The sequence below is a fragment of the Paenibacillus harenae DSM 16969 genome (genome assembly GCF_000422465.1).
Classification (GTDB): domain Bacteria; phylum Bacillota; class Bacilli; order Paenibacillales; family Paenibacillaceae; genus Pristimantibacillus; species Pristimantibacillus harenae.
The window spans coordinates 974,356-992,660 of the sequence record NZ_KE383842.1; the positions used below are offsets into that span (position 1 = coordinate 974,356).

Below are 18,305 nucleotides of genomic sequence, written 5' to 3' on the forward strand. Positions count from 1 at the left end.
GCTTCATGCTATAAAAGCGGAGTCGGGTCTATTCGCATGATTATCCCTTCACGTATTGATGGATAGCCTCCGGAACATCCTTCAGATGGTCCAAGGTAAGGAATGCTCCCTTCGGCTCGACCTCGATCTCAATCACATTATATTCCCATTCCGTCTGGGCTCGCATGTGAATGGCGTGAATGCCTGCCGTTAGCGCCGGCACGACGTCGGTACGGATTGAATTGCCGATCATCCAGGTGCGGCCCCGGTCAAATTCCCCTGTGGATAAAATGGATTCCAAAGCGTCGTTGTTCTTCAGTCTGCGAATATAGATGCGCGAATCGAAATAACGCTCCAATTGCAGCCGTTCAATCTTACGGCGTTGAATAAGCAGCTCTCCGCCTGTATATAGATGAAGCTCGTGACCGGCATCGGCAAGAGCGAATAACGTTTGCTCCATATTGGGATAAGGCTCGGTCTCTTGCTCATAGACGCTTAAACCAAGCTTCCACAGGAAGCTTTCTTCGGATTTGGAACGTTTACGGCCGGTCAAATGCGAGAAATAGGCATAAGTATCGACAAACGATTGGGGAAAGTGCTCGCTCTTGAAGCCGAAGGAGGCTACGCAGGCAATATCGATCTCCATTTGCTTATCCCGAATCGCTTGAGGCGTTGCAAGGGGGAAGCCGGCAAACCACGTTGTCATGGCGTCGATGAATTGATCGATCACCAGATAAAAGTATTTATTGCAGTGAATGAGTGTATCGTCCAGGTCAAACATAATCTGCTGCTTCATCTAATCTGTCTCCTTTGCGGAAGTTGAAACCGTATGATCAATCTACCGCAAATGGAAGCGCCGAGTCAATGCCGCTAAGGCGGAATAGGCGGGATTTACATACTTATCCAATTAAAATCACATAATGTAGATGGAGGTGATGAGTGTGGCAGGAAATCAAAAAGACAAACCGGCGGATGGCCATCGTATGCATTCCAGCTTGCGTGATCACACAGCAACGTTGCGAACAGAGAAATTCGCAAAGCGTCCGCCTAGTTTAAACCGGATTAACAAACAGCTTCCGTAGTCGGCAAGTGTATCAAGCGAATAGGCTGATGATGCGCACGAACCGATAGCTGCATGTTTATAAAGCCCGGTTCTGCGCAGTGCGATCATTTGGCGGTAAAAAAAAGGGAGGGGGCAATGTTCCCTCTCCCATTCAGATGAATTATGCGTATTTGAGCTGAGTCGCCATTAGTTGATTCTTAATAAACGCGATGCGTTTGCGAACGTAAAAGTCTCTGCATTTTCCTTTCAAATCTTTCGGGGAGATCACCTCCTCTGCAAGGTTGTCGATAATGACGAGCCGTCCGTCGGCATAAAACTTAAAGGTTAAATCGCGTTCAGAACGCCCTTCCTCTACATATCGGAAATTTTCGCAGATGTTTTTCATGGTGATCAAGCCTCCTCCAAAATGATTTGAATTCGTCTATCACGAGAACATTTGTTCTTGTTTTTATTATACCAAACATTTGTTCGGGTGGAAACTGTTTTTTGTTTCCCGTAAACTAGATTCATAGAAACGATTGCTGCTAACAGAAGGAGCGCGGACAATGATTAGAATAAAGAACTTAACCAAGCGTATTCCCGGGGGACCGAAGGTGCTCGACGATATTAGCTTTGAAGCATATCCTGGAGATTTTATTGCCATTAAAGGTGAAAGCGGCAGCGGCAAGTCGATGCTGCTTCGCTGTCTGGCCCTGCAGGAGAAGTGGACCTCGGGCTCCTATCAGTTCGACGGCAAGGATGTTTTCAAGGACGGACTGCAAGGGAAAATGAAAGTGAAGCGCGAGGTTGCGTATGTGGAGGAAAAGCCCTTTCTGTTCCCGAACAAGACCGGCCTGAAAAACGTCATTATCGGCTCCGTTACGCAAACGCCTGCCTGGCGCCGATGGACCGGAATGGTCCGGAACGACGATTACATGGGCGCTATGGATATGATTGAGAAACGCGGACTGCTGGAAAAGGCCCATCTGAAGGCCAGCACGCTGAGCGGCGGCGAGAAGCAGCGGATGGCGATCGCGAGAGCGCTCGTTCACGGGGCGAAGGTCATCGCGGCGGACGAGCCGGTATCGGGCCTTGATCCGCATACGGCGGACCAGGTGCTTGGCGATTTGAAAGCGCTATGCCGGGAGCAGGGAGTTATTGTCGTCGCAGTGATGCACCAAGGCGACTGGGCGGAGCGGTTCGCAGACCGTATTCTTGGATTAAACAAAGGGAAGCTTGTGCTTGACGTGAGGGGAAGGCGGTTGACCGAACGCGAGAAGGCTCTGCTGTGAGCGGAGGTATCGAGCTGCGGCTTATGACGCCCAAAGATTTGGATGCCGCGATCACCTTGGAGACGCGCTGTTACAGTCCGGAAGCAGCCGCGACGCTCAGCGGGTTCCAATACCGTCTTCAGCATTACGGGCAATTTTTCTGGTCGGCTTGGTCAGGCGGCGAGCTCGTCGGCATTACGAACGGCATACGAACATCGCAATCGTCGTGCGGAGACGAGATGAAGGGCCATCAGCCGGATGCCGAAAGCGGCGGCAATTTCTGCGTTTTAACCGTTGCGGTTCTTCCCGGCTATCGCCGGAGAGGCATTGGTTCCTTGCTGCTGCGGAAGCTGATCCTGCATTGCGAAGCAGCAGGCGTCGAAAGGATGATTTTAATGTGCGAGAAGCATCTTATCCGCTTCTATGAAGCGGAGGGCTTCATATGGCATGGCCTATCGTCTTCCGCTCATGGAGGAATCGAATGGCATGAAATGAGCAGGGAGCTGCATACAATGGAGCATCTTACCGAATAGGAAGGTGACTTCCGTATGCCATTTCAGGCTCCCGTCATCGTTCAAACCGCAAAGTCGGCATTTCCAAAGGCTGAGCTGTTTATCCCTTATGTTAACGGCGGCCCGAACGCGGCCGCAGACAAACGAATCAATCAAAAGATTCGTGAAAACGTGCAGCACCTGGTTCACAGCCAGGGTTCGCTAGAGGATCCCAGAGCCGAAATGCTGGGGCATTTCGAGCAGAAGACGAACGAAAAGGACTATCTCAGCCTGTCGTTATTTAATTATGCTTATACGGGGGGCGCGCACGGGATTACGCTTCAGCACTCGCTTACGTTCAAGCAATCGACCGGTCAAGATTATTCGCTTGCGCAGCTTTTCAAGCCGGGCTCGGATTATGTGTTGCGGATCAGCGCCATCGTCAGCGCGCAGATCAAAGCGCGTTCGATCGATACGCTCGAACCGTTCACCGCAATCAGGTCCGATCAGGATTATTACGTGGCGGACCGCTCGCTCGTCATCTACTTTCAGCTATACGAGCTCGCGCCTTACGTGTTCGGATTCGCTTATTTTCCCATTCCGGTATATGAGCTCCAAGACATCGTCAACGAGGAGGGGCCGCTCGGTCCGATGCTTGTGAATGATTAGACGATCACCAGACCGTTCGAATTGAAACGGAATGATTGCCTTACCTAAGGAGACGCCCCTATGGTATATTATCTTATCTTCGCAGCAGCGGCAGGTTTATTTGCCGCCGTCTCATTGGTCCTGTTCCGGAAGCGTCAAAGGAAGAAGCGAGCCGTCCGCCCCCGGCAAGAGGCTGAATCGCCTCCTGCGGCGCCAATGCCCTCGCCCGCGGTACAGTCCTTCTCCGCACGCTCCGCGGCTGCGGCTGACCAGCTTCGGATATGGCAAGCCGCCGAGCGTTCGTATGGTTTGCATGCCGGAATATTGGTCGTCGATGACCAGCCCTCCATACGCATGCTGCTCACAGAGCTTTTCAATGCGCTGGGCGCGGATGTATACCCGGCGGAGCATGGAGCAGCTGCCTTGAAGCACATGATACAGCACACGATTGACTGCGTATTGCTGGATCTGAAGATGCCGGACATGGATGGCATCGAAGTGCTGAAGGAAATTAGAAAAATTTCCCAAGATATTCCGGTTATATTGGTTAGCGCCTACGCGGAGCCGGCGGAGCTGAAAGAGGCGGCGCGGCTGGGTGTCAATTACGTGCTGAGGAAGCCGTTAGACATCGATGAGCTGAGAGTGGTCGTACTCGAGCTGCTCGAGAAGCGTTTTGAAATTATGACCTAATAGAAGCGGAAGCTTCGCACCGCAGGGGTGCGAAGCTTTTTTTGCGTCGTTTCGGCGGTTCAGCCGAACATAGCTCCGATTGCATGCGTACAGCCGTCCACTCATACAGTAGCGTATGGGGGTGTTAGCATGCTAGCGCTTATCGCGGGATTAGTCTTAACGTTTACGGTCTCGGCCGCCATTATGGCCGGGGCAATAAAAGCCCAACAATCCGTCAAATCATCCTATTACCAGAGCATGGTCCGCTATGGCGCGGAGACCCAGCTGCTGCAGGATAAACAAGATTTGAAGCGTTTCGGACTCGTACAGCTGTTAAGGCGGCGCAGCGGAGGACTTGCGGCTTTTGGCTGCTCCTTTAACGTCATGGGGGTTGTCGGCTGCTCGGCGTTTTTGCTCGGTCCGGCCTTGGAGCAGGGCGGACCGTCCATCATAGGCTTCGGCCTGCCGATCCTTGCTTTATTCTCGCTCGCGGTAAGCGCATCGATCGCCGAGCTGGCATCCGCGGTGCCGACCGCGGGCGGAATCTACCACGCCACTTCCGTTCTGGGGGGCAGAAGCTGGGGCAGGCGTGCGGGATACCTTCAGGCTTTGGGGCATCTCGCCATGCTGTCCCTGTTAAACAGTTCTTGCGCCGTTTTATTAGAAGCTTTCCTGTCCGAGAAATTCGGTTATGAGGCCTCTGTGATGAGCTTTTGGTGCGTCGTTGCGGGATTAACCGCATTGCAGGGGGCCGTTCATCATTGGGGCGTATCGGTTATGGGCTTGCTGCAGGCCGGAGGCGTATGGCTCCAGGCTCTGACGGCGATTTGCATGCTAGGCGGGCTTGTCTGGTTATTCTGGCCCGGCGGGTACTCTCCCGCTATCTTATATCACTTCATGAATGCGGAGTTCAGCGGAAAAGTACATGCGGGAGCTTTCATAACCGGCACGCTGTTGCTGCTAAAGCTGTTTCTCGGCATGGACGGCGCGAGTCATGTGGCGGAAGAAACGATGGATCCGCGAATCCGCGCTCCTTGGGCCATTTATTTGTCTACTTCTTATGTTTATGTGATTGGCATTGCCATGCTAACCTTCATGCTTCTAACAGCGGCAATTCCTCTTCAATCGGACGGAGCAGGCGTATTTATGCAAGCGGCGGCGGCAGGATGGGAGGGAAGCGCCGTAATTGCGGGATTGATTCTTCTATCGCTTTGGTTCAGCGGGTTGCAGTCGATGGGCAGCTGTTCACGCATCCTGTACAGCCTGGCGCGTGATCGGGAGCTTCCGTTCAATCGAAGGTGGTCAGCCGTATCCGAACGGCGGCAATCGCCCTTGCAGGCGGTTTGGCTCAGCGCGGCGGGAGCAATTGCGATGATTGTTGCCGTTTATACCTTCATGGGCGGCGGGTACCTTCCAATTTTGCTGTCAATCGCGATCGTATGTCTGCACCTCTCCTATGCGATTCCAATCTCGTTAAAGCTGATCAAGGGGAGGCAAAATCGTCTGCTGCTCGATGCGCCGTGGCGGCTTGGGAGCTGGAGCATTCCGGTGAACGGCGTTTCGCTCGCCTGGCTTATGTCCACGGCTGTTCTCACGTCCATGTTCATACATCCTGCCGGCGCCGTCAGCGCGGCGGTCTCACTATTGCTGGCAGCGGCATGGGGCATGCGGGGGTTGCGGGGGTTGCGTCGATTAAAATTGAAAGACGGAACTGCCTTGGAAATGAAGAAAGAGAATACAGGAAATATTCAAACTATTCCGAAAAAATTTCCCGGGGAAGCGCAATAAGCTACAGGAAAGAGAGCTTTTCGACAAAAGCGGCGGCGCGCAGGCGTAGAACATGTCGAATGCAATAGCATTCTTAAAATAACCTCATTAACAATTAATGCGGATATTTTTCTTTGCCAACTTCTCCCTCCCGCGATTATAATAGTCAGATAAGAGAACGGGGAAGGAGAATGACTCAATGATGAAGCGGAACTTAGAGCCGGCGCGGCTCTTATCCTTGAATGTCGGCATGCCGTCGGCGATTGCGCATGGTTCCAAAGAAGTGGTTACGGGCATATTCAAGCAGCCTTCGGCAGAGACTCATCACATTCACGCGACCGGGCTGCAGGGAGACGGCCAGGGCGACACGGTCCATCATGGCGGTCCCGACAAAGCGGTGTGCGTTTATTTCGACAAAAGGTATGCTTACTGGAAGGAGCATTACCCCGTTCCATTTGACTATGGGGCATTCGGCGAGAACCTGACGCTGTCGCAGTGGACGGAAGAGGACTTATGCATTGGCGACATCGTTGAAGCGGGTGAAGTTCTGCTGCAGGTCAGCCAGCCACGCCAGCCCTGCTATAAGCTTGGCTTGCGTCACGGGCTCCCGGATTTGCCTCAGCATGTTCAGACGCAGGGGTTTACGGGATTTTATTTCCGGGTGCTCCGGGAAGGCCATTTGAAGAAGGGCGCGGAGTTTACGCTGAAGCAAAGGCATCCGGCAGGAAAGACGATTGCCGAGGCCAACCGCATTATGTACGCGGACAAGAACGACATGCAAGGAATTCATGAATTGCTTGAGGTCGGGGAGCTGGCCATGAGCTGGCAGGAGCAGCTAGGAGGAAGACTGTCGCGTTTGCAGAAGGAAAGCTAGGGAGGCTTGCTTTGATTGAAGGAAGGCATTGATTTTTCCACCTATTTGAGCGAATACGAATTCGGGGCTCCCTATGAGGTTGAACATCGGGAGAGCGGTATGAACAATACGACACGGATCATCGCATCGGGACAAGAACGATATGTGCTCCGGATTTATAACAATCACAAGGACGCCGGCATCGTAAGGCTTGAGCATGAGGTTCTAGCTGCGCTTCAGCAGCAGAAGCCGCCGTTTCGGGTGCCCATTCCCGTTCGCAACAAACGCGGAGATACGGTCTGTACTGCTGGTGACGGGACATTGTCGGCATTATTTCAATACATCGAAGGGGACAGGCCGAATCCGGAAAATCCGGCGCATGTGCTCGCGCTTGGCAGGACGGCTGCGCTTCTGACCGCTGCGCTTGGCAGAATCAATCCGGCCGGCAAACCATTGTACAGCCCGTATTATGAGCTGGAAAGCACATACGAAGCGATGGATGAACATGCATTCCTCTCAATCGCGGACAGGTCCGAAGCTTTCGCTGCAAGGCGAAACCGTTTTCTCTATCTGCAAAAGGAGAGGCTGAGCTTAAGAGCGGAGTGCGAGGCGGTCTCGAGGCTTCCGAAGCAATGGATCCATGGCGATCTTGTATTTAATAATACGGTTTCGCAAGGGGACGACATCATTGGCGTGCTTGACTTTGAGTTCAGCACGATCGACGTAAGAGCGATGGAGCTGGCGGTTGTTATCGTCGACCTGCTGAAGCCGGATGATCCGGCATGCGGGATGAAAGTAAAACGTCTGCTTGAAGGATATCATGAATCGTTCCGCTTAACCGGGGAGGAGATCATGATGCTTCCGGTATTAATGAAGTTGAGGCTGCTCGACGTTGCTCTTCATTTTGCCGTTCGGCTTAGAGACGGACTGGACGGCGAAGAGGTGCTGTGCGGCATTATGGATCAGACCCTATTCGGCTGCGGCTGGATTAATGAAAATTGGGAGGATGTGAGAAGATGAACTTGGCTCAAGCGCTCGGTTATGGGGAGAAGGATCGTCTGCTTCTTGTGAATGCTGATGATTTTGGTTTATGCCATTCGGTCAATACGGGAATCCGGCAGCTGCTTCTGGAAGGGGCGGTCAGCTCGGCAACGTTAATGATGCCCTGCGCGTGGGCGAGAGAAGCGGCTCTATGGAGCGCAGACAATCCGCAGGTCGACGTAGGCGTACATTTCACATTTACAAGCGAATGGGACGCCTATCGCTGGGGCCCCGTTCACCGTAAAGGCAGCATGTCGTCGCTGATTACGAATGAAGGATATTTCCCGAAGGACTCCGCAACTTTCGAACTGCAGGCGGATCCCGCGCAGGTGAAGGAGGAGCTGATTGCCCAAATCGAGATGGCACTGGCAATGGGCATGAATCCAACCCATGCCGACAATCACATGGGCAGTCTGTACGGACTCGCTACAGGGCGGAATTTCCTTCCGATAGTCCTCGATGTATGCGCTTCCTACGGCCTGCCGTTCCGTCTTCCGCGATATCTGTTGCAGGAGGCCGGTCAGGTTGCGCCGCCCGAGCTGGCGGAGCAGGCCAAGCAGCTTGCGATGCTGGCAGATTCGAAGGGAGTTGTCATTCTTGACTATTTGGTTGGTCTGCCTTTCCAATTGCAGGAGGGGGAAACCTACGATTCCTTGAAAGCGGACATGTTGGAGCTGTTAAAGGGCTTGCGTCCCGGCGTGACGGAGCTTATCATTCACCCGTCTATCGTAACGGAAGAGCTGCTAGCTTTTCACTTCCAGCCCGAGAAGCGGGGAATGGAACTGGAGCTGTTCCGGGATGACGATATTAAGGACACGCTGCGGGACGAGGGCATACGCATCATACGCTGGAGCGAGCTTCAGAAGCTGCAGCGAAGCAGGACCGGCCGTACGAATTAATCAAAGGAGCTGTTCGAAATGTCATTTGAAGCAGTCAAACAGTTGGCGGAGCAAGTGAAAGCCAATATCGCCCGTGTTATCGTGGGGAAGGAAGAGGTTGTCGATTTATTGCTGATCGGGCTCATCACTTCCGGTCATGCGCTTCTAGAGGACGTGCCCGGCACAGGCAAGACGCTGCTCGCCAAATCTCTCGCAAAATCGCTTACCCTATCCTTTAAAAGGATACAATTCACGCCCGACCTGCTGCCGTCGGATTTAAGCGGCATTCACTTCTATAATCAGAAAACCGGCGAGTTTGAGTTCCGGGCAGGTCCGCTTTTCACCAATCTGCTTCTCGCCGATGAAATTAACCGGGCTACGCCGCGTACGCAATCGAGCCTGCTCGAGTGCATGGAGGAGCGGCAAATCAGCATAGATGGAGAAACGAAGCAGCTGGATCGGCCATTCATGGTAATCGCGACCCAAAACCCGGTTGAGCATCAAGGAACTTTCCCGCTGCCGGAGGCGCAGCTTGACCGGTTTTTGTTTAAAATCAAGATGGGCTATCCGACGACGGATGAAGGGCTTCAGCTTCTTAAGCGGTTTAAAGAGAACGACCCGCTCTCCGCGCTTCAGCCTGTTGCCGATATCAGCTTCATCCAGAAAGCGCAGCAGTCCTACGCGGCTGTAAAGGTGACGGACGATGTGCTGATGTATCTGCTGCAAATTGTTGAGGCAACAAGAAAGCGCGATGAGGTGTCCGTCGGCGTGAGCCCAAGGGGCAGCCAGGCGCTCCTTCGCGCTTCTCAGGTCTATGCGATTCTGCGCGGACGGGATTTCGTCACGCCGGACGACGTGAAGGCGATGGCGAAGCCGGTGCTGGCGCATCGTCTTGCCATTCGAGGGATGCAGCGGACGGCCGCCAACGCGGACGCGATCATCGAGGATATTATTCGTCAGGTCGCCGTGCCGGCTGAAGCCGGCGTAACGGTTCGTTAGGCGGCGGGGCCGATGGTTTTGTTCTGGTTTATCGTCGCGGCGCTTGCGATATTGTTCGTGCAGAGCCGTCTGTTTCAACGGTACGTGCTGCGGCGTATCACGTACCAACGGCACTTTCAAACGAAAGCGTGCTTTCGCGGCGATCAGGTTGAGCTCGTGGAGCAAATATCGAATGCGAAGTGGCTGCCGGTTCCCTGGCTCCGCGTAGAGTCGCAGCTGTCGACGCATTTGCATTTTCAAAGACAGGAAAATTTCTCGGTGAGCAGCGGTCAGCTCTATCAAAATCATAAAAGCTTCTTCAGCTTATCGCCCTATACAAAAATTACGCGGAAGCATCGGATTACCTGCGCGAGAAGAGGCTGGTACCAGCTGCAGACGGTGACGCTCACCGGAGGAGACGTGCTCGGGATGACCAATGACTCGGAACAGATTCCGCTAAGCGGTCAGCTATTTGTCTATCCGAAGCCGGCGCAGGTGCCTGTCCATGAGCTTCCATATCACAGCTGGCAGGGCGACCAATCGGTACGCAGATGGATCATCAGCGATCCGTTCGTCATCGCGGGCGTCCGGCAATATCAGGCCGGCGATACGTTCAAACAGATCAATTGGAAAGCGACGGCGAAGACGGGGCAGCTTCAGGTGCACCAGCAGGATTTCACGGCGGACCGCAGGCTGATGATCTACTTGAACGTCGATGACGCGGAAGGGATGTGGCGCAGCGTGACCGATGAATCGCTTATCGAACGCGGCATCGAATGGGCGGCGGGCGCTGCTGAGGCGGTCATCGATCACGGCATGGACGTCGGCTTTGGGGCCAACATGCCGATATTGGGCACGAGAGAAAGCGTGCACATCGAACCGCGCGGGGGGCATGAGCATTTACTTGAGATGTACGAATGGATGGCCAAGCTGCAGATTGAGCGGACGGAGCTGTTCCATCAGTTGCTTGAGCGGGAAGCGCTCAGCGGCTTCAGCGAACGGGATGTGCTCATCATTACTTCCTATTGGAACGACACGCTGGAGCAGCAGGCAGAACGGCTCCGGACCAACGGCAATGCGATAGCCGTCTGGCTGCTTACCGATCAGGCACTTGGTAACGACGGAGACCCAGCCTCTGCCGGTAACCGTATAACCAGCGAAGAGGTGAGTGCATGAAAGCAGCCGCCAAACATCCGCTGTCCTTAACCCCGCTTGCTCAAGGGGCAACCGAGCTGTTCTTCTTTCTGCCCGTACTGCTTACGGCTACTATATATTTTCTGCCGCCGCATGCGGTTTGGGCCTGGATCGCGACCTTGCCTCTCTGTTACTGGCTGGCATCCGCGATCCTTGAACTCAGGCCAAAGCTTCGTTTATTTATAAGGCTGCTCTTAGCAGTTGCCATCGGAGCCGTCCATGCCATCCTGATTATCTTCATCACCGTAGGCGGGCTGCCTCCGATCGCCGTTATCATTTGTGCCTTCTTCGGTACCATAACCTCGATGAGAGGCATGTCGATGAAGCTTCGGGGCTGGGCGGAATCCTTCCCCAATTCGTATCTGTTGGTCGGTATCGTTATTTACGCAGCTGCGCAGCTTCTGAAGCTGTTTGCATTCCAAAGACTGGCCGACTATAACGGCGCGCTGCTCCTATGCGGAATTGCGTCGGTTATCTTGTTTTTCTTCTTTGCTAACGAAAGGCATTTAAACAGCGAAACGGTTGACAATGCGAAATCGCAGGCAACCTTAGCCTTCAAACGGCAAAATCGGCTGTTGATGGCCGTTATCGTTGTAATCATTACCATATTGGCGTTGTTCCGGCAAATCCAGCAGACGATTGAAGGCTTCTTCCGTTCCATCGTTCAGAAGCTGATGGCTTGGCTTAACCGTCCGGGCGGACAGGAGACGATCGAGGAGCCCCCCGTCAGTCAGGCTCCGCCGGATATGCCCGGAGCGGAGGCTCCGAAGCCGCCTGCGGAATGGATGGTCGTGCTCGAGCAGATCTTGAAAATCTTCGGAATAGCGCTCGTTATTATCGTCGCATGTATCGCGTTGTTCCTGTTATCCCGGAAGCTATATCAATGGGCCAAGCGATTTATGGCCAAGCTTATGGAACGGGGAGATGCGCTGCGCAAGGGAGATGCCGGCTTTACCGATGAAGTCGAGCAATTGATGACATTAACGAGTTGGAGAAAGCAGATCGGCGATCAACTGCAGAAGTTGATTCCCAAGAAGAAATATAACGTAACCTGGGATGATCTCAAGTCGAATGCGGATCGCATCCGATTTCTATATTCGTATCTTATTCGATCCGATATGAAGCGTGGCCAAAGCTTCGAGGCTCATCTGACTCCGCGGGAAACAGGGGCGATCATGTCGAACAGGAAGGAGAACGGTATGCAACGGAGCGGCATAAGCAGCTTTATCGACGCATACGAGCAGGTGCGTTACGGCGAGAAGAGCATCGAGGACGAACAAGTTTCCGCCTTTAAAGTAAAGCTTTACAAAGAAGAGAAATAATATCAATCTGAACGACGGCGACCGGTTGGTCGCTGTTTTTTGCTGTTTTTTGCATCAAATCGCAATCCGCTCCGAGCGTGCTCGGTATACGCCTGCTGATTTTGTGATTAGCGGGTGGAAGTATAAGCAATAATCTTTCCATTATTTTAATCGTAAGCAGGGTTAATTTTAATCTGCGCTTAACATGATAAGAATAAACTGACGGTATGATTCGCGAAAGTACAATAATTAACCGATAGGGGGTTCGGATGATGGGCATCCACACTTATTTCAGGTCTCTAAACGAATTGGAACGAATTTTCCGGTGCCCTGGCAAATTCAAGTTCGAAGAACACAGCGTTGCGGAGCATTCCTGGAAGGTGGTGCAATACGCCAAGACGCTCGCGGACATCGAAGAGAAACACGGCGCGCGCATCAACTGGAAGAAGCTTTATGAGATTACCAGCAGCCACGATTACGGCGAAATCTTCATCGGGGATATCAAAACGCCGGTCAAGCACGCGTCGCCCGAGCTGCGTTCGTTAATTCAACAGGTCGAAGAGGGAATGGTGTATAACTTTATCGAGGAGCATATTCCCGAGGAATATAAAGAAATATTCCATAATCAGCTGCGCGAAGGGAAGGACAGTTCCGTCGAAGGGTTGATTTTGGAAGCGGCGGACAAGATGGACCAAGTGTATGAAGCCTTTGCCGAACTGCAAAGAGGGAACACGGAGAAAGAATTTATTAAAATGTACCGCGACGCTTTAATTAAAATTAAAAATATTGATTTATATTGCGTGGATTATTTTTTGAACAACATATTGCCCGATATGGTGAACGACGAGATTACCTCATCGATCGATATAAGACGAATTACGGAAGAAGCTTTGGCCCAGCCCATTACGGTATAACGGATCCAGGTCTGACTGCGTTCCGGGCCAATCAAACGGGAAGAAACGAAAACCAACGATCGACCGATAAGCGGTTGAGGTTGGTTTTTTTTGTCATCGGCAGGAAGGTTCACGGGATTATGCATCGAATTGTAAAAGATAGCTAGAGATATCAAAAACAAGGGAGTATTCGATATGAGTATTTCGATCTTCATGATAGAGGATTCCTTCTATGAGACAGATATTCAGATTATTCCTAAGTTCGACGCGCTGGAAGCGGATTCACCCGACTTTCGCTTCATGCGCATGCAGCCTAAGGCGGTGCTGACCGCCTCCGAAAGCACAGGCGTGCAAGCGGCGGATCCGCAGCATACCGTCAAATGCCGTGAAGCGCTCAAGGCCGCCAGAGACGCGAACGCGGACCTGTTTGTAACGCCGGAGTATTGCATTCCATTCGCCCTCATCCGGGAAATGGCGATGGATCGATCCCTGCAGCCCCCTCCCCATAAATTATGGTGCCTCTGCTGCGAAGGGGCGTCATGGACGGCATTCCAGGATCATATGAATCAATGGGCGGACTTCGCTTATGTAGGCAGAAAACCGATCGACAGCATCCGGTCCGGCAATCATTTTGCCGGGGTATTACTGTATGTGTTTCAATCCCATGATGGAGGCCGCCTGTGCATCGTGCCGCAGAGCAAGCTCCAGCCGATGCGGGAAGAGCTATACGTATGCGAAGGCATAGGGCTGACGCGAGGCAGTCACATTATCGTATTAGGGCAGGACAGCCCGAACCGGCTGGCCTCCGTCATTTGCGCGGACGCTTTCCATGCGGACGTACGCAGCTCGAAGCTGTTCTTCCCGGATGACCGGGAGCAAAAATATATCCTTCTGCATCCCCAGCTGGGCAGTCAGCCAAGGCATGAGGAGCTTGCCGCCTTGCGCAACAATCTATTTTTTGAAGAGCGCGGCGAGCATACGGTTTATATGACGGCCAATTGGGCTGCCGGCACGAAGGTCTGCCTGGAACGCGGCGAGCAGCCCGTCATGACGATTCAAACGCCTTGGTCGAGCATCTACCGGCGATACATCAATTACAGCGGAAGGCACTGGCTGGAAGGGCTGCGCGATCATCGGGAGCAAAACGGCAAGCATGGCCTCGGCTTCGGCTTTGCCAAGAAACGCAAGCTCAAAGTGTGGTACGCCCATAAAAGCGAGCATCTGCAGCTCACGCTTGTGCGCAAGCCGTATGGCGGAGGAGTAGAGCTGACCAGACCGCACGGAACGGTACAAGCCTGCCAAACGTATGTGCCGAATCATACGGATGACGGATGGACGAAGGCAGAGCTTCCGTTTCAAGGCGGCATACCGGAGACGCTGGCTAAGGAAGCGACAGGCGACTACCGATTGCCGGAACGGTCGGGCTTTGAGACGGAGGACCTGTTCTACGGCTATTGCCTTGGGCATGACGTGGCGGAGGAGCTATCGCTCGACGACAACGAACTCAGCTCGAGAGTCAGCCTCCATATCGACGAAGCTTGCGAGAGCCTGCGCGAAGGACAAGCGGAAAGAATCGCCAGTCTGATCCGTTGTTTAAAGCGGCTTGAACGGACGCGGCTTCCTTCGCAAATCAGACGCATACAAGGCGGATACCGCTTCGATGCCACGCCAAAATTCCCTTTAAACCTGCGGTCCAAATTACCGCAGGTAAACGAAGGGGCGCTCGTCATTTATGCCGTTAACCGCAAGGAAATGAAACGGATCGCTCAGAAAATGATCGACACGCACAGTGAATTTTTAATGCGCGACCGGGTTTGCGTTTTCACGACTATAGGGGGCAGCGGCGATATCGACCACTACCCGATTCATAACGATGACGTATCGGCGCCTGACCGGGTAGAGCAATCAACCGATTTTACGCAGGGAGGGATCTCCATTGAAGATCATTGAAGCCATCCGCGATTGCGGCCTTACCTATGTAAGGAAGCATCGGATAAGTGACGGAATCGACCTCTATGAGGCAACCCACAAGGTGGAAAACGTAGCGTTTGGTCAATATTTGCTCGTGCCTCTGAGCCTGGAGCAATTCCTTGCGGTATCGGAGGACTCTGCTTCCTATTCGGCTTTTGAGGAAAGCGCGCTGTCGTCTTTTTATTTCCGCCTTCGCGGAGACTGGGGATGGAATTTGTATTTATGCCTGATTCTTGCGGATCGCGATTTGGAGCAGGTTCCGCTAGCCAAGCTGGCTCAAGTGGAAAGAGGCAAGAAATACGGAAAAAAAATCGTCATCGGCTGGTCCGATGTGCGTGAACGACTCCCGGCGGCCAAAATCCCGGATCGTATGCCCGGAGACGCGGCAGCCGATCCATCGGTCGAATGGCAGACGCAGCTGGCCCCTCTGGGATTGGAATTTTGCCTGCTGGACGATTACCGCGAATCCAGGCTGGAATCTTATTTGCTGGAAGAGCAACAGCCTCCTATCCGGCCAACCGGCGGAAACCCGTCGGATGAGCCTGTCATCAAACCGGTTGGCCCCATCCAATCCTTGCAATTCGGCTCCTTGTTCAGGCCCCATCTCTTATCCCATACGTCAAAGCTGGATTTTGTGAAAGTGAATTTATTATACGGGCCAAACGGCATGGGGAAAACGTCGGTATTGGAGGGCATCGAGCTGTCCTTTACAGGCAACGTCCAGCGGAATCTGCTGTCCCAGTCGCGCGAACAGGAGGATTGGGACGGAATCATGACGTTTGCCGGTAACGGCCAAGTGTTTGACGGCATGCCGAATGAGCAGGAGCGGAGAGAAAGGGAGACGGTTTATTATAAGCATAAGGTTGCTCCGAGAGCCCGCAGCCAGATCAACCGTGTGTTCCATCAATACAACTTTTTTTCCTCCGAGGCCGTTTACCAATTTTCTTACAACCCGGATGCCCGAGCCGATTACCGGAACGACTTTGCCAGGGTCATATACGGGGAGCAGCTTGAACGGATGGAAAAGCGATACATCCAATATAAAAGAGAGTTTGAGCGCGAGAATAACCGCCTATCGAAGCGGATCGGCGAAATGACGGCGGCGATGGAATCCGAGCAAAGCGATGATTATCAAGCTACGGGGATCATTCAGGAACGGGCGGCAGCCGGCGCTATGAGCATGAAGAAATGGATCCATGTGTGCAGGCTTGCTTACCCGACATTGGACGACCGGGCAACGCTCCGCGAGATCGAAGAATGGCAGCGGCATTTCGCTCCGATCATTAATCAGCTGGTTGTCAAAAGCTCGTTCCTTCTTGGTGATAGCAAGGATGTGCCAGATAACGCGGCCGCTTTAAGCAGTTCGCTGATCCGATTGAAAACGGAGGGGGACAGGCTTGCAAGCAGCAAGCAAGAGATGGCCGGGAATCTCGAAGCGCTGCCGGATATCCGCGATCTGCAGGCAAAAGCAACCGAGGACGAGACAAGCCGTCACCAGCGATCGGCGAGGATTGCACGTCTTGCTGATTTGGCGGTTCGCTTCCAGGACTACAAGAAACTATACGATCATCCTCAACGCCGGCAATTAAGGCGGGAGCTTCAGGCTCGCAAATCCGAATTAATGAATAAGGGAGCCCGTCTTCAATCTGTATTTTTCGATTACCGGCATCTGATGGGGCAAAAGGTTGAAATCGCCGATTTACCCGGGGAAGAGCGTCGATTAACCGAGCTTGAAGCTTACTATATGGAAGCCATGTCGCGATTTGAAGAGGCGGCTAAGCAAGCGGAAGCTCATCACGGGAAAGTCGGCAAGCTAAAAAGACTGGCTTCCGAGCTGAAGCTTCTAGGACAGCAGTACTTGCGTGATCATCCGGAAGAGAAGCATTGCCCGTTGTGCGGGCATGATCATGAAGACCGCCTCATCCTGGAAGAGGCCGTTGACAAAGGAGTTCTCGCCGAGGACGAAGCGCTGGCCAAGCTGCTCAAAGAGCAGGAACGAATACGGGCTGCAGCCGTTAAAATCGAGCAAGACCGAAATGATTTGGCTGCGCAAATCAATCGGTACAAAGAACACAAAACGGCGTTCGAGCGCATGACCGGATTAGCAGGCGAAGCGGGGATGCAAGCTTATCCGTCTTTTACACCTGAAGCCTTGCAAAATTATTTCATGCAGCTGAACGACCGGCTGGAGGCAAATCGGGAATCGCTCAGGCGGGTAGACGAAGAGATTCATCAGCTCGATCATGATGGTTTTACGCTGGCGGCCCTTTCTGGCTTGGACGAGCTGCTTACAGATCCGGAGCTCGCTTTCCTCCAAGCAGAAACCGATGGCGGAATGCCTAGCGAACAGGTGTTATATGTCCTTCAGCACGAACAAGAAGCCTTAACGAGCGAGGTTAAGCAGCTGCTTAACAGCCAGTCGGAGCTACAAGAGCGGATCGGGCAGATCCATTCGCTAAAGCAGCAGTATCAGGAGCAGCTGGAAGAAATGGACGCACGGCTTCATGAATATGCCGGAAGATTGCAAGCTCTGAACCGCATCCGGGACGCCTTTGCTTCGCTCAGCGAGAATAATGTAAGATTAGGCGATTCGGATTCTTGGTCCGAATGGCGTTCATGCCTGCTGCAACTGCAGCGGGAATCCGATTCCTTGAAACAGGCGCTGGAGCCTGCGGTCTTAATTGAACACCGTGAGGGGCGGATCGAAGACTATCGCAGCGAGCTTCGGCAATTAACGGTCAGGAATGAACGGTGCAGGCAAGCGCTGGACGCGCTTTCCCGGCTAAGGCCTTTGGCCGAGTACGGCGCCGATTTCGTGAAGAGCAACTTCGAAGCGATCAGCAGGCTGTTTGTCGCGCTTCATGCGCCAAATGAATTCGCCGGCCTCCATTTGACAGGCGATAACCAGATTACGGCCATCCGTAAAAGCTTGAACAGCCATTGCGCCATCCATCAGATGAGCACGGGGCAGCGAACAGCCGTTATTTTGGCCATTTTCTTCGTCATGCATCTGGTGATGGACACGGCGCCGAAGTTTCTCATGCTGGATGAGCCGGTAGCCAACATGGACGAACTGAACGTGCTTGGCTTGCTTGATTTCTTAAGGCAGCTTGCCGTTACGAAAGGCACGCAAATCTTTTTTACGACCGCCAATCCGCAAGTAGCGACGTTGTTCCGGCGAAAATTCAGCTTCTTCAAAGAGGACTTCAGGGCGTATCACTTCCAGCGCTTGCTGGAAGGACCGGTGCAGATTCAAGTCCAGCAATTCGTCCCGCAGCTTGAGAAGCCGGTGCTGAGCTACCGGTTATAGCATGGCATTCGTTGCAATG

Annotated in this window: 16 protein-coding genes; 14 read left to right on the forward strand and 2 right to left on the reverse strand. The window is 53.1% G+C overall.

Translation table 11 applies throughout. The features are described from left to right. Positions 1 to 40: 40 nt before the first annotated feature. A complete protein-coding gene (locus tag H581_RS0114815; RefSeq protein WP_028610694.1) occupies positions 41 to 775 on the reverse strand; it encodes an HAD family hydrolase in 735 nt (244 codons plus the stop codon). A 427-nt stretch (positions 776 to 1,202) separates the two neighbouring features. After that, positions 1,203 to 1,427, reverse strand: coding sequence for a hypothetical protein (locus tag H581_RS0114820; protein WP_036718639.1), 225 nt, complete (start codon positions 1,425 to 1,427; stop codon positions 1,203 to 1,205). A gap of 160 nt (positions 1,428 to 1,587) precedes the next feature. Between H581_RS0114820 and H581_RS0114825 the strand changes: the two genes are divergently transcribed. From H581_RS0114825 to H581_RS0114890, 14 genes are all read left to right on the forward strand, one after another. Next, positions 1,588 to 2,313 carry a phosphonate ABC transporter ATP-binding protein gene (locus tag H581_RS0114825; RefSeq protein ID WP_028610696.1) on the forward strand — a complete coding sequence of 242 codons (726 nt, stop codon included), beginning with the start codon at positions 1,588 to 1,590 and terminating at the stop codon, positions 2,311 to 2,313. Continuing rightward, on the forward strand, positions 2,310 to 2,825 hold the full coding sequence (locus tag H581_RS0114830; protein WP_028610697.1) for a GNAT family N-acetyltransferase: 516 nt from the start codon (positions 2,310 to 2,312) through the stop codon (positions 2,823 to 2,825). The genes H581_RS0114825 and H581_RS0114830 overlap by 4 nt, the downstream gene beginning before the upstream one ends. A 15-nt stretch (positions 2,826 to 2,840) precedes the next feature. Beyond that, a complete protein-coding gene (locus tag H581_RS0114835) occupies positions 2,841 to 3,452 on the forward strand; it encodes a DUF3298 and DUF4163 domain-containing protein (protein ID WP_028610698.1) in 612 nt (203 codons plus the stop codon). A gap of 60 nt (positions 3,453 to 3,512) precedes the next feature. Continuing rightward, positions 3,513 to 4,121 (forward strand): response regulator, encoded by a 609-nt coding sequence (locus H581_RS36460; protein ID WP_051250810.1) that lies wholly within the window; start codon positions 3,513 to 3,515, stop codon positions 4,119 to 4,121. Positions 4,122 to 4,250: 129 nt separating this feature from the next. Beyond that, a complete protein-coding gene (locus tag H581_RS0114845; protein ID WP_028610700.1) occupies positions 4,251 to 5,888 on the forward strand; it encodes an amino acid permease in 1,638 nt (545 codons plus the stop codon). 178 nt (positions 5,889 to 6,066) lie between these two features. Continuing rightward, the gene (locus tag H581_RS0114850; protein ID WP_028610701.1) at positions 6,067 to 6,741 is read left to right on the forward strand and encodes an MOSC domain-containing protein; all 675 of its coding nucleotides are present in this window, start codon (positions 6,067 to 6,069) and stop codon (positions 6,739 to 6,741) included. 15 nt (positions 6,742 to 6,756) lie between these two features. Then, positions 6,757 to 7,740: a phosphotransferase gene (locus H581_RS0114855; RefSeq protein ID WP_028610702.1), complete on the forward strand. Its 984-nt coding sequence runs from the start codon at positions 6,757 to 6,759 to the stop codon at positions 7,738 to 7,740. After that, the gene (locus tag H581_RS0114860; protein WP_028610703.1) at positions 7,737 to 8,660 is read left to right on the forward strand and encodes a polysaccharide deacetylase family protein; all 924 of its coding nucleotides are present in this window, start codon (positions 7,737 to 7,739) and stop codon (positions 8,658 to 8,660) included. The genes H581_RS0114855 and H581_RS0114860 overlap by 4 nt, the downstream gene beginning before the upstream one ends. Before the next feature lie 18 nt (positions 8,661 to 8,678). After that, complete coding sequence (locus H581_RS0114865; RefSeq protein ID WP_028610704.1) at positions 8,679 to 9,638, forward strand: AAA family ATPase; 960 nt, start codon at positions 8,679 to 8,681, stop codon at positions 9,636 to 9,638. Between the two features lie 12 nt (positions 9,639 to 9,650). Then, entirely contained in the window at positions 9,651 to 10,793 is a 1,143-nt protein-coding gene (locus tag H581_RS34065; protein ID WP_051250812.1) for a DUF58 domain-containing protein, read from the forward strand. Next, complete coding sequence (locus H581_RS0114875; protein WP_028610705.1) at positions 10,790 to 12,133, forward strand: hypothetical protein; 1,344 nt, start codon at positions 10,790 to 10,792, stop codon at positions 12,131 to 12,133. Before H581_RS34065 ends, H581_RS0114875 begins: the two co-directional genes overlap by 4 nt. Before the next feature lie 251 nt (positions 12,134 to 12,384). Continuing rightward, positions 12,385 to 13,026 carry a YfbR-like 5'-deoxynucleotidase gene (locus H581_RS0114880; RefSeq protein ID WP_028610706.1) on the forward strand — a complete coding sequence of 214 codons (642 nt, stop codon included), beginning with the start codon at positions 12,385 to 12,387 and terminating at the stop codon, positions 13,024 to 13,026. Positions 13,027 to 13,200: 174 nt separating this feature from the next. After that, positions 13,201 to 14,955, forward strand: a complete 1,755-nt coding sequence (locus H581_RS0114885; RefSeq protein ID WP_028610707.1) for a hypothetical protein — start codon at positions 13,201 to 13,203, stop codon at positions 14,953 to 14,955. After that, positions 14,942 to 18,286, forward strand: coding sequence for an AAA family ATPase (locus H581_RS0114890; RefSeq protein ID WP_028610708.1), 3,345 nt, complete (start codon positions 14,942 to 14,944; stop codon positions 18,284 to 18,286). Before H581_RS0114885 ends, H581_RS0114890 begins: the two co-directional genes overlap by 14 nt. Positions 18,287 to 18,305: the final 19 nt, after the last annotated feature.

Coding starts and splice junctions, on each gene's coding strand:
- H581_RS0114865 (WP_028610704.1), top strand. CDS start 8,679: ATGTCATTTGAAGCAGTCAAACAGTTGGCGGAGCAAGTGAAAGCCAAT.
- H581_RS0114820 (WP_036718639.1), bottom strand. CDS start 1,427: ATGAAAAACATCTGCGAAAATTTCCGATATGTAGAGGAAGGGCGTTCT.
- H581_RS0114850 (WP_028610701.1), top strand. CDS start 6,067: ATGATGAAGCGGAACTTAGAGCCGGCGCGGCTCTTATCCTTGAATGTC.
- H581_RS0114885 (WP_028610707.1), top strand. CDS start 13,201: ATGAGTATTTCGATCTTCATGATAGAGGATTCCTTCTATGAGACAGAT.
- H581_RS0114860 (WP_028610703.1), top strand. CDS start 7,737: ATGAACTTGGCTCAAGCGCTCGGTTATGGGGAGAAGGATCGTCTGCTT.
- H581_RS0114815 (WP_028610694.1), bottom strand. CDS start 775: ATGAAGCAGCAGATTATGTTTGACCTGGACGATACACTCATTCACTGC.
- H581_RS0114835 (WP_028610698.1), top strand. CDS start 2,841: ATGCCATTTCAGGCTCCCGTCATCGTTCAAACCGCAAAGTCGGCATTT.
- H581_RS34065 (WP_051250812.1), top strand. CDS start 9,651: ATGGTTTTGTTCTGGTTTATCGTCGCGGCGCTTGCGATATTGTTCGTG.
- H581_RS0114825 (WP_028610696.1), top strand. CDS start 1,588: ATGATTAGAATAAAGAACTTAACCAAGCGTATTCCCGGGGGACCGAAG.
- H581_RS0114875 (WP_028610705.1), top strand. CDS start 10,790: ATGAAAGCAGCCGCCAAACATCCGCTGTCCTTAACCCCGCTTGCTCAA.
- H581_RS0114880 (WP_028610706.1), top strand. CDS start 12,385: ATGGGCATCCACACTTATTTCAGGTCTCTAAACGAATTGGAACGAATT.
- H581_RS36460 (WP_051250810.1), top strand. CDS start 3,513: ATGGTATATTATCTTATCTTCGCAGCAGCGGCAGGTTTATTTGCCGCC.
- H581_RS0114845 (WP_028610700.1), top strand. CDS start 4,251: ATGCTAGCGCTTATCGCGGGATTAGTCTTAACGTTTACGGTCTCGGCC.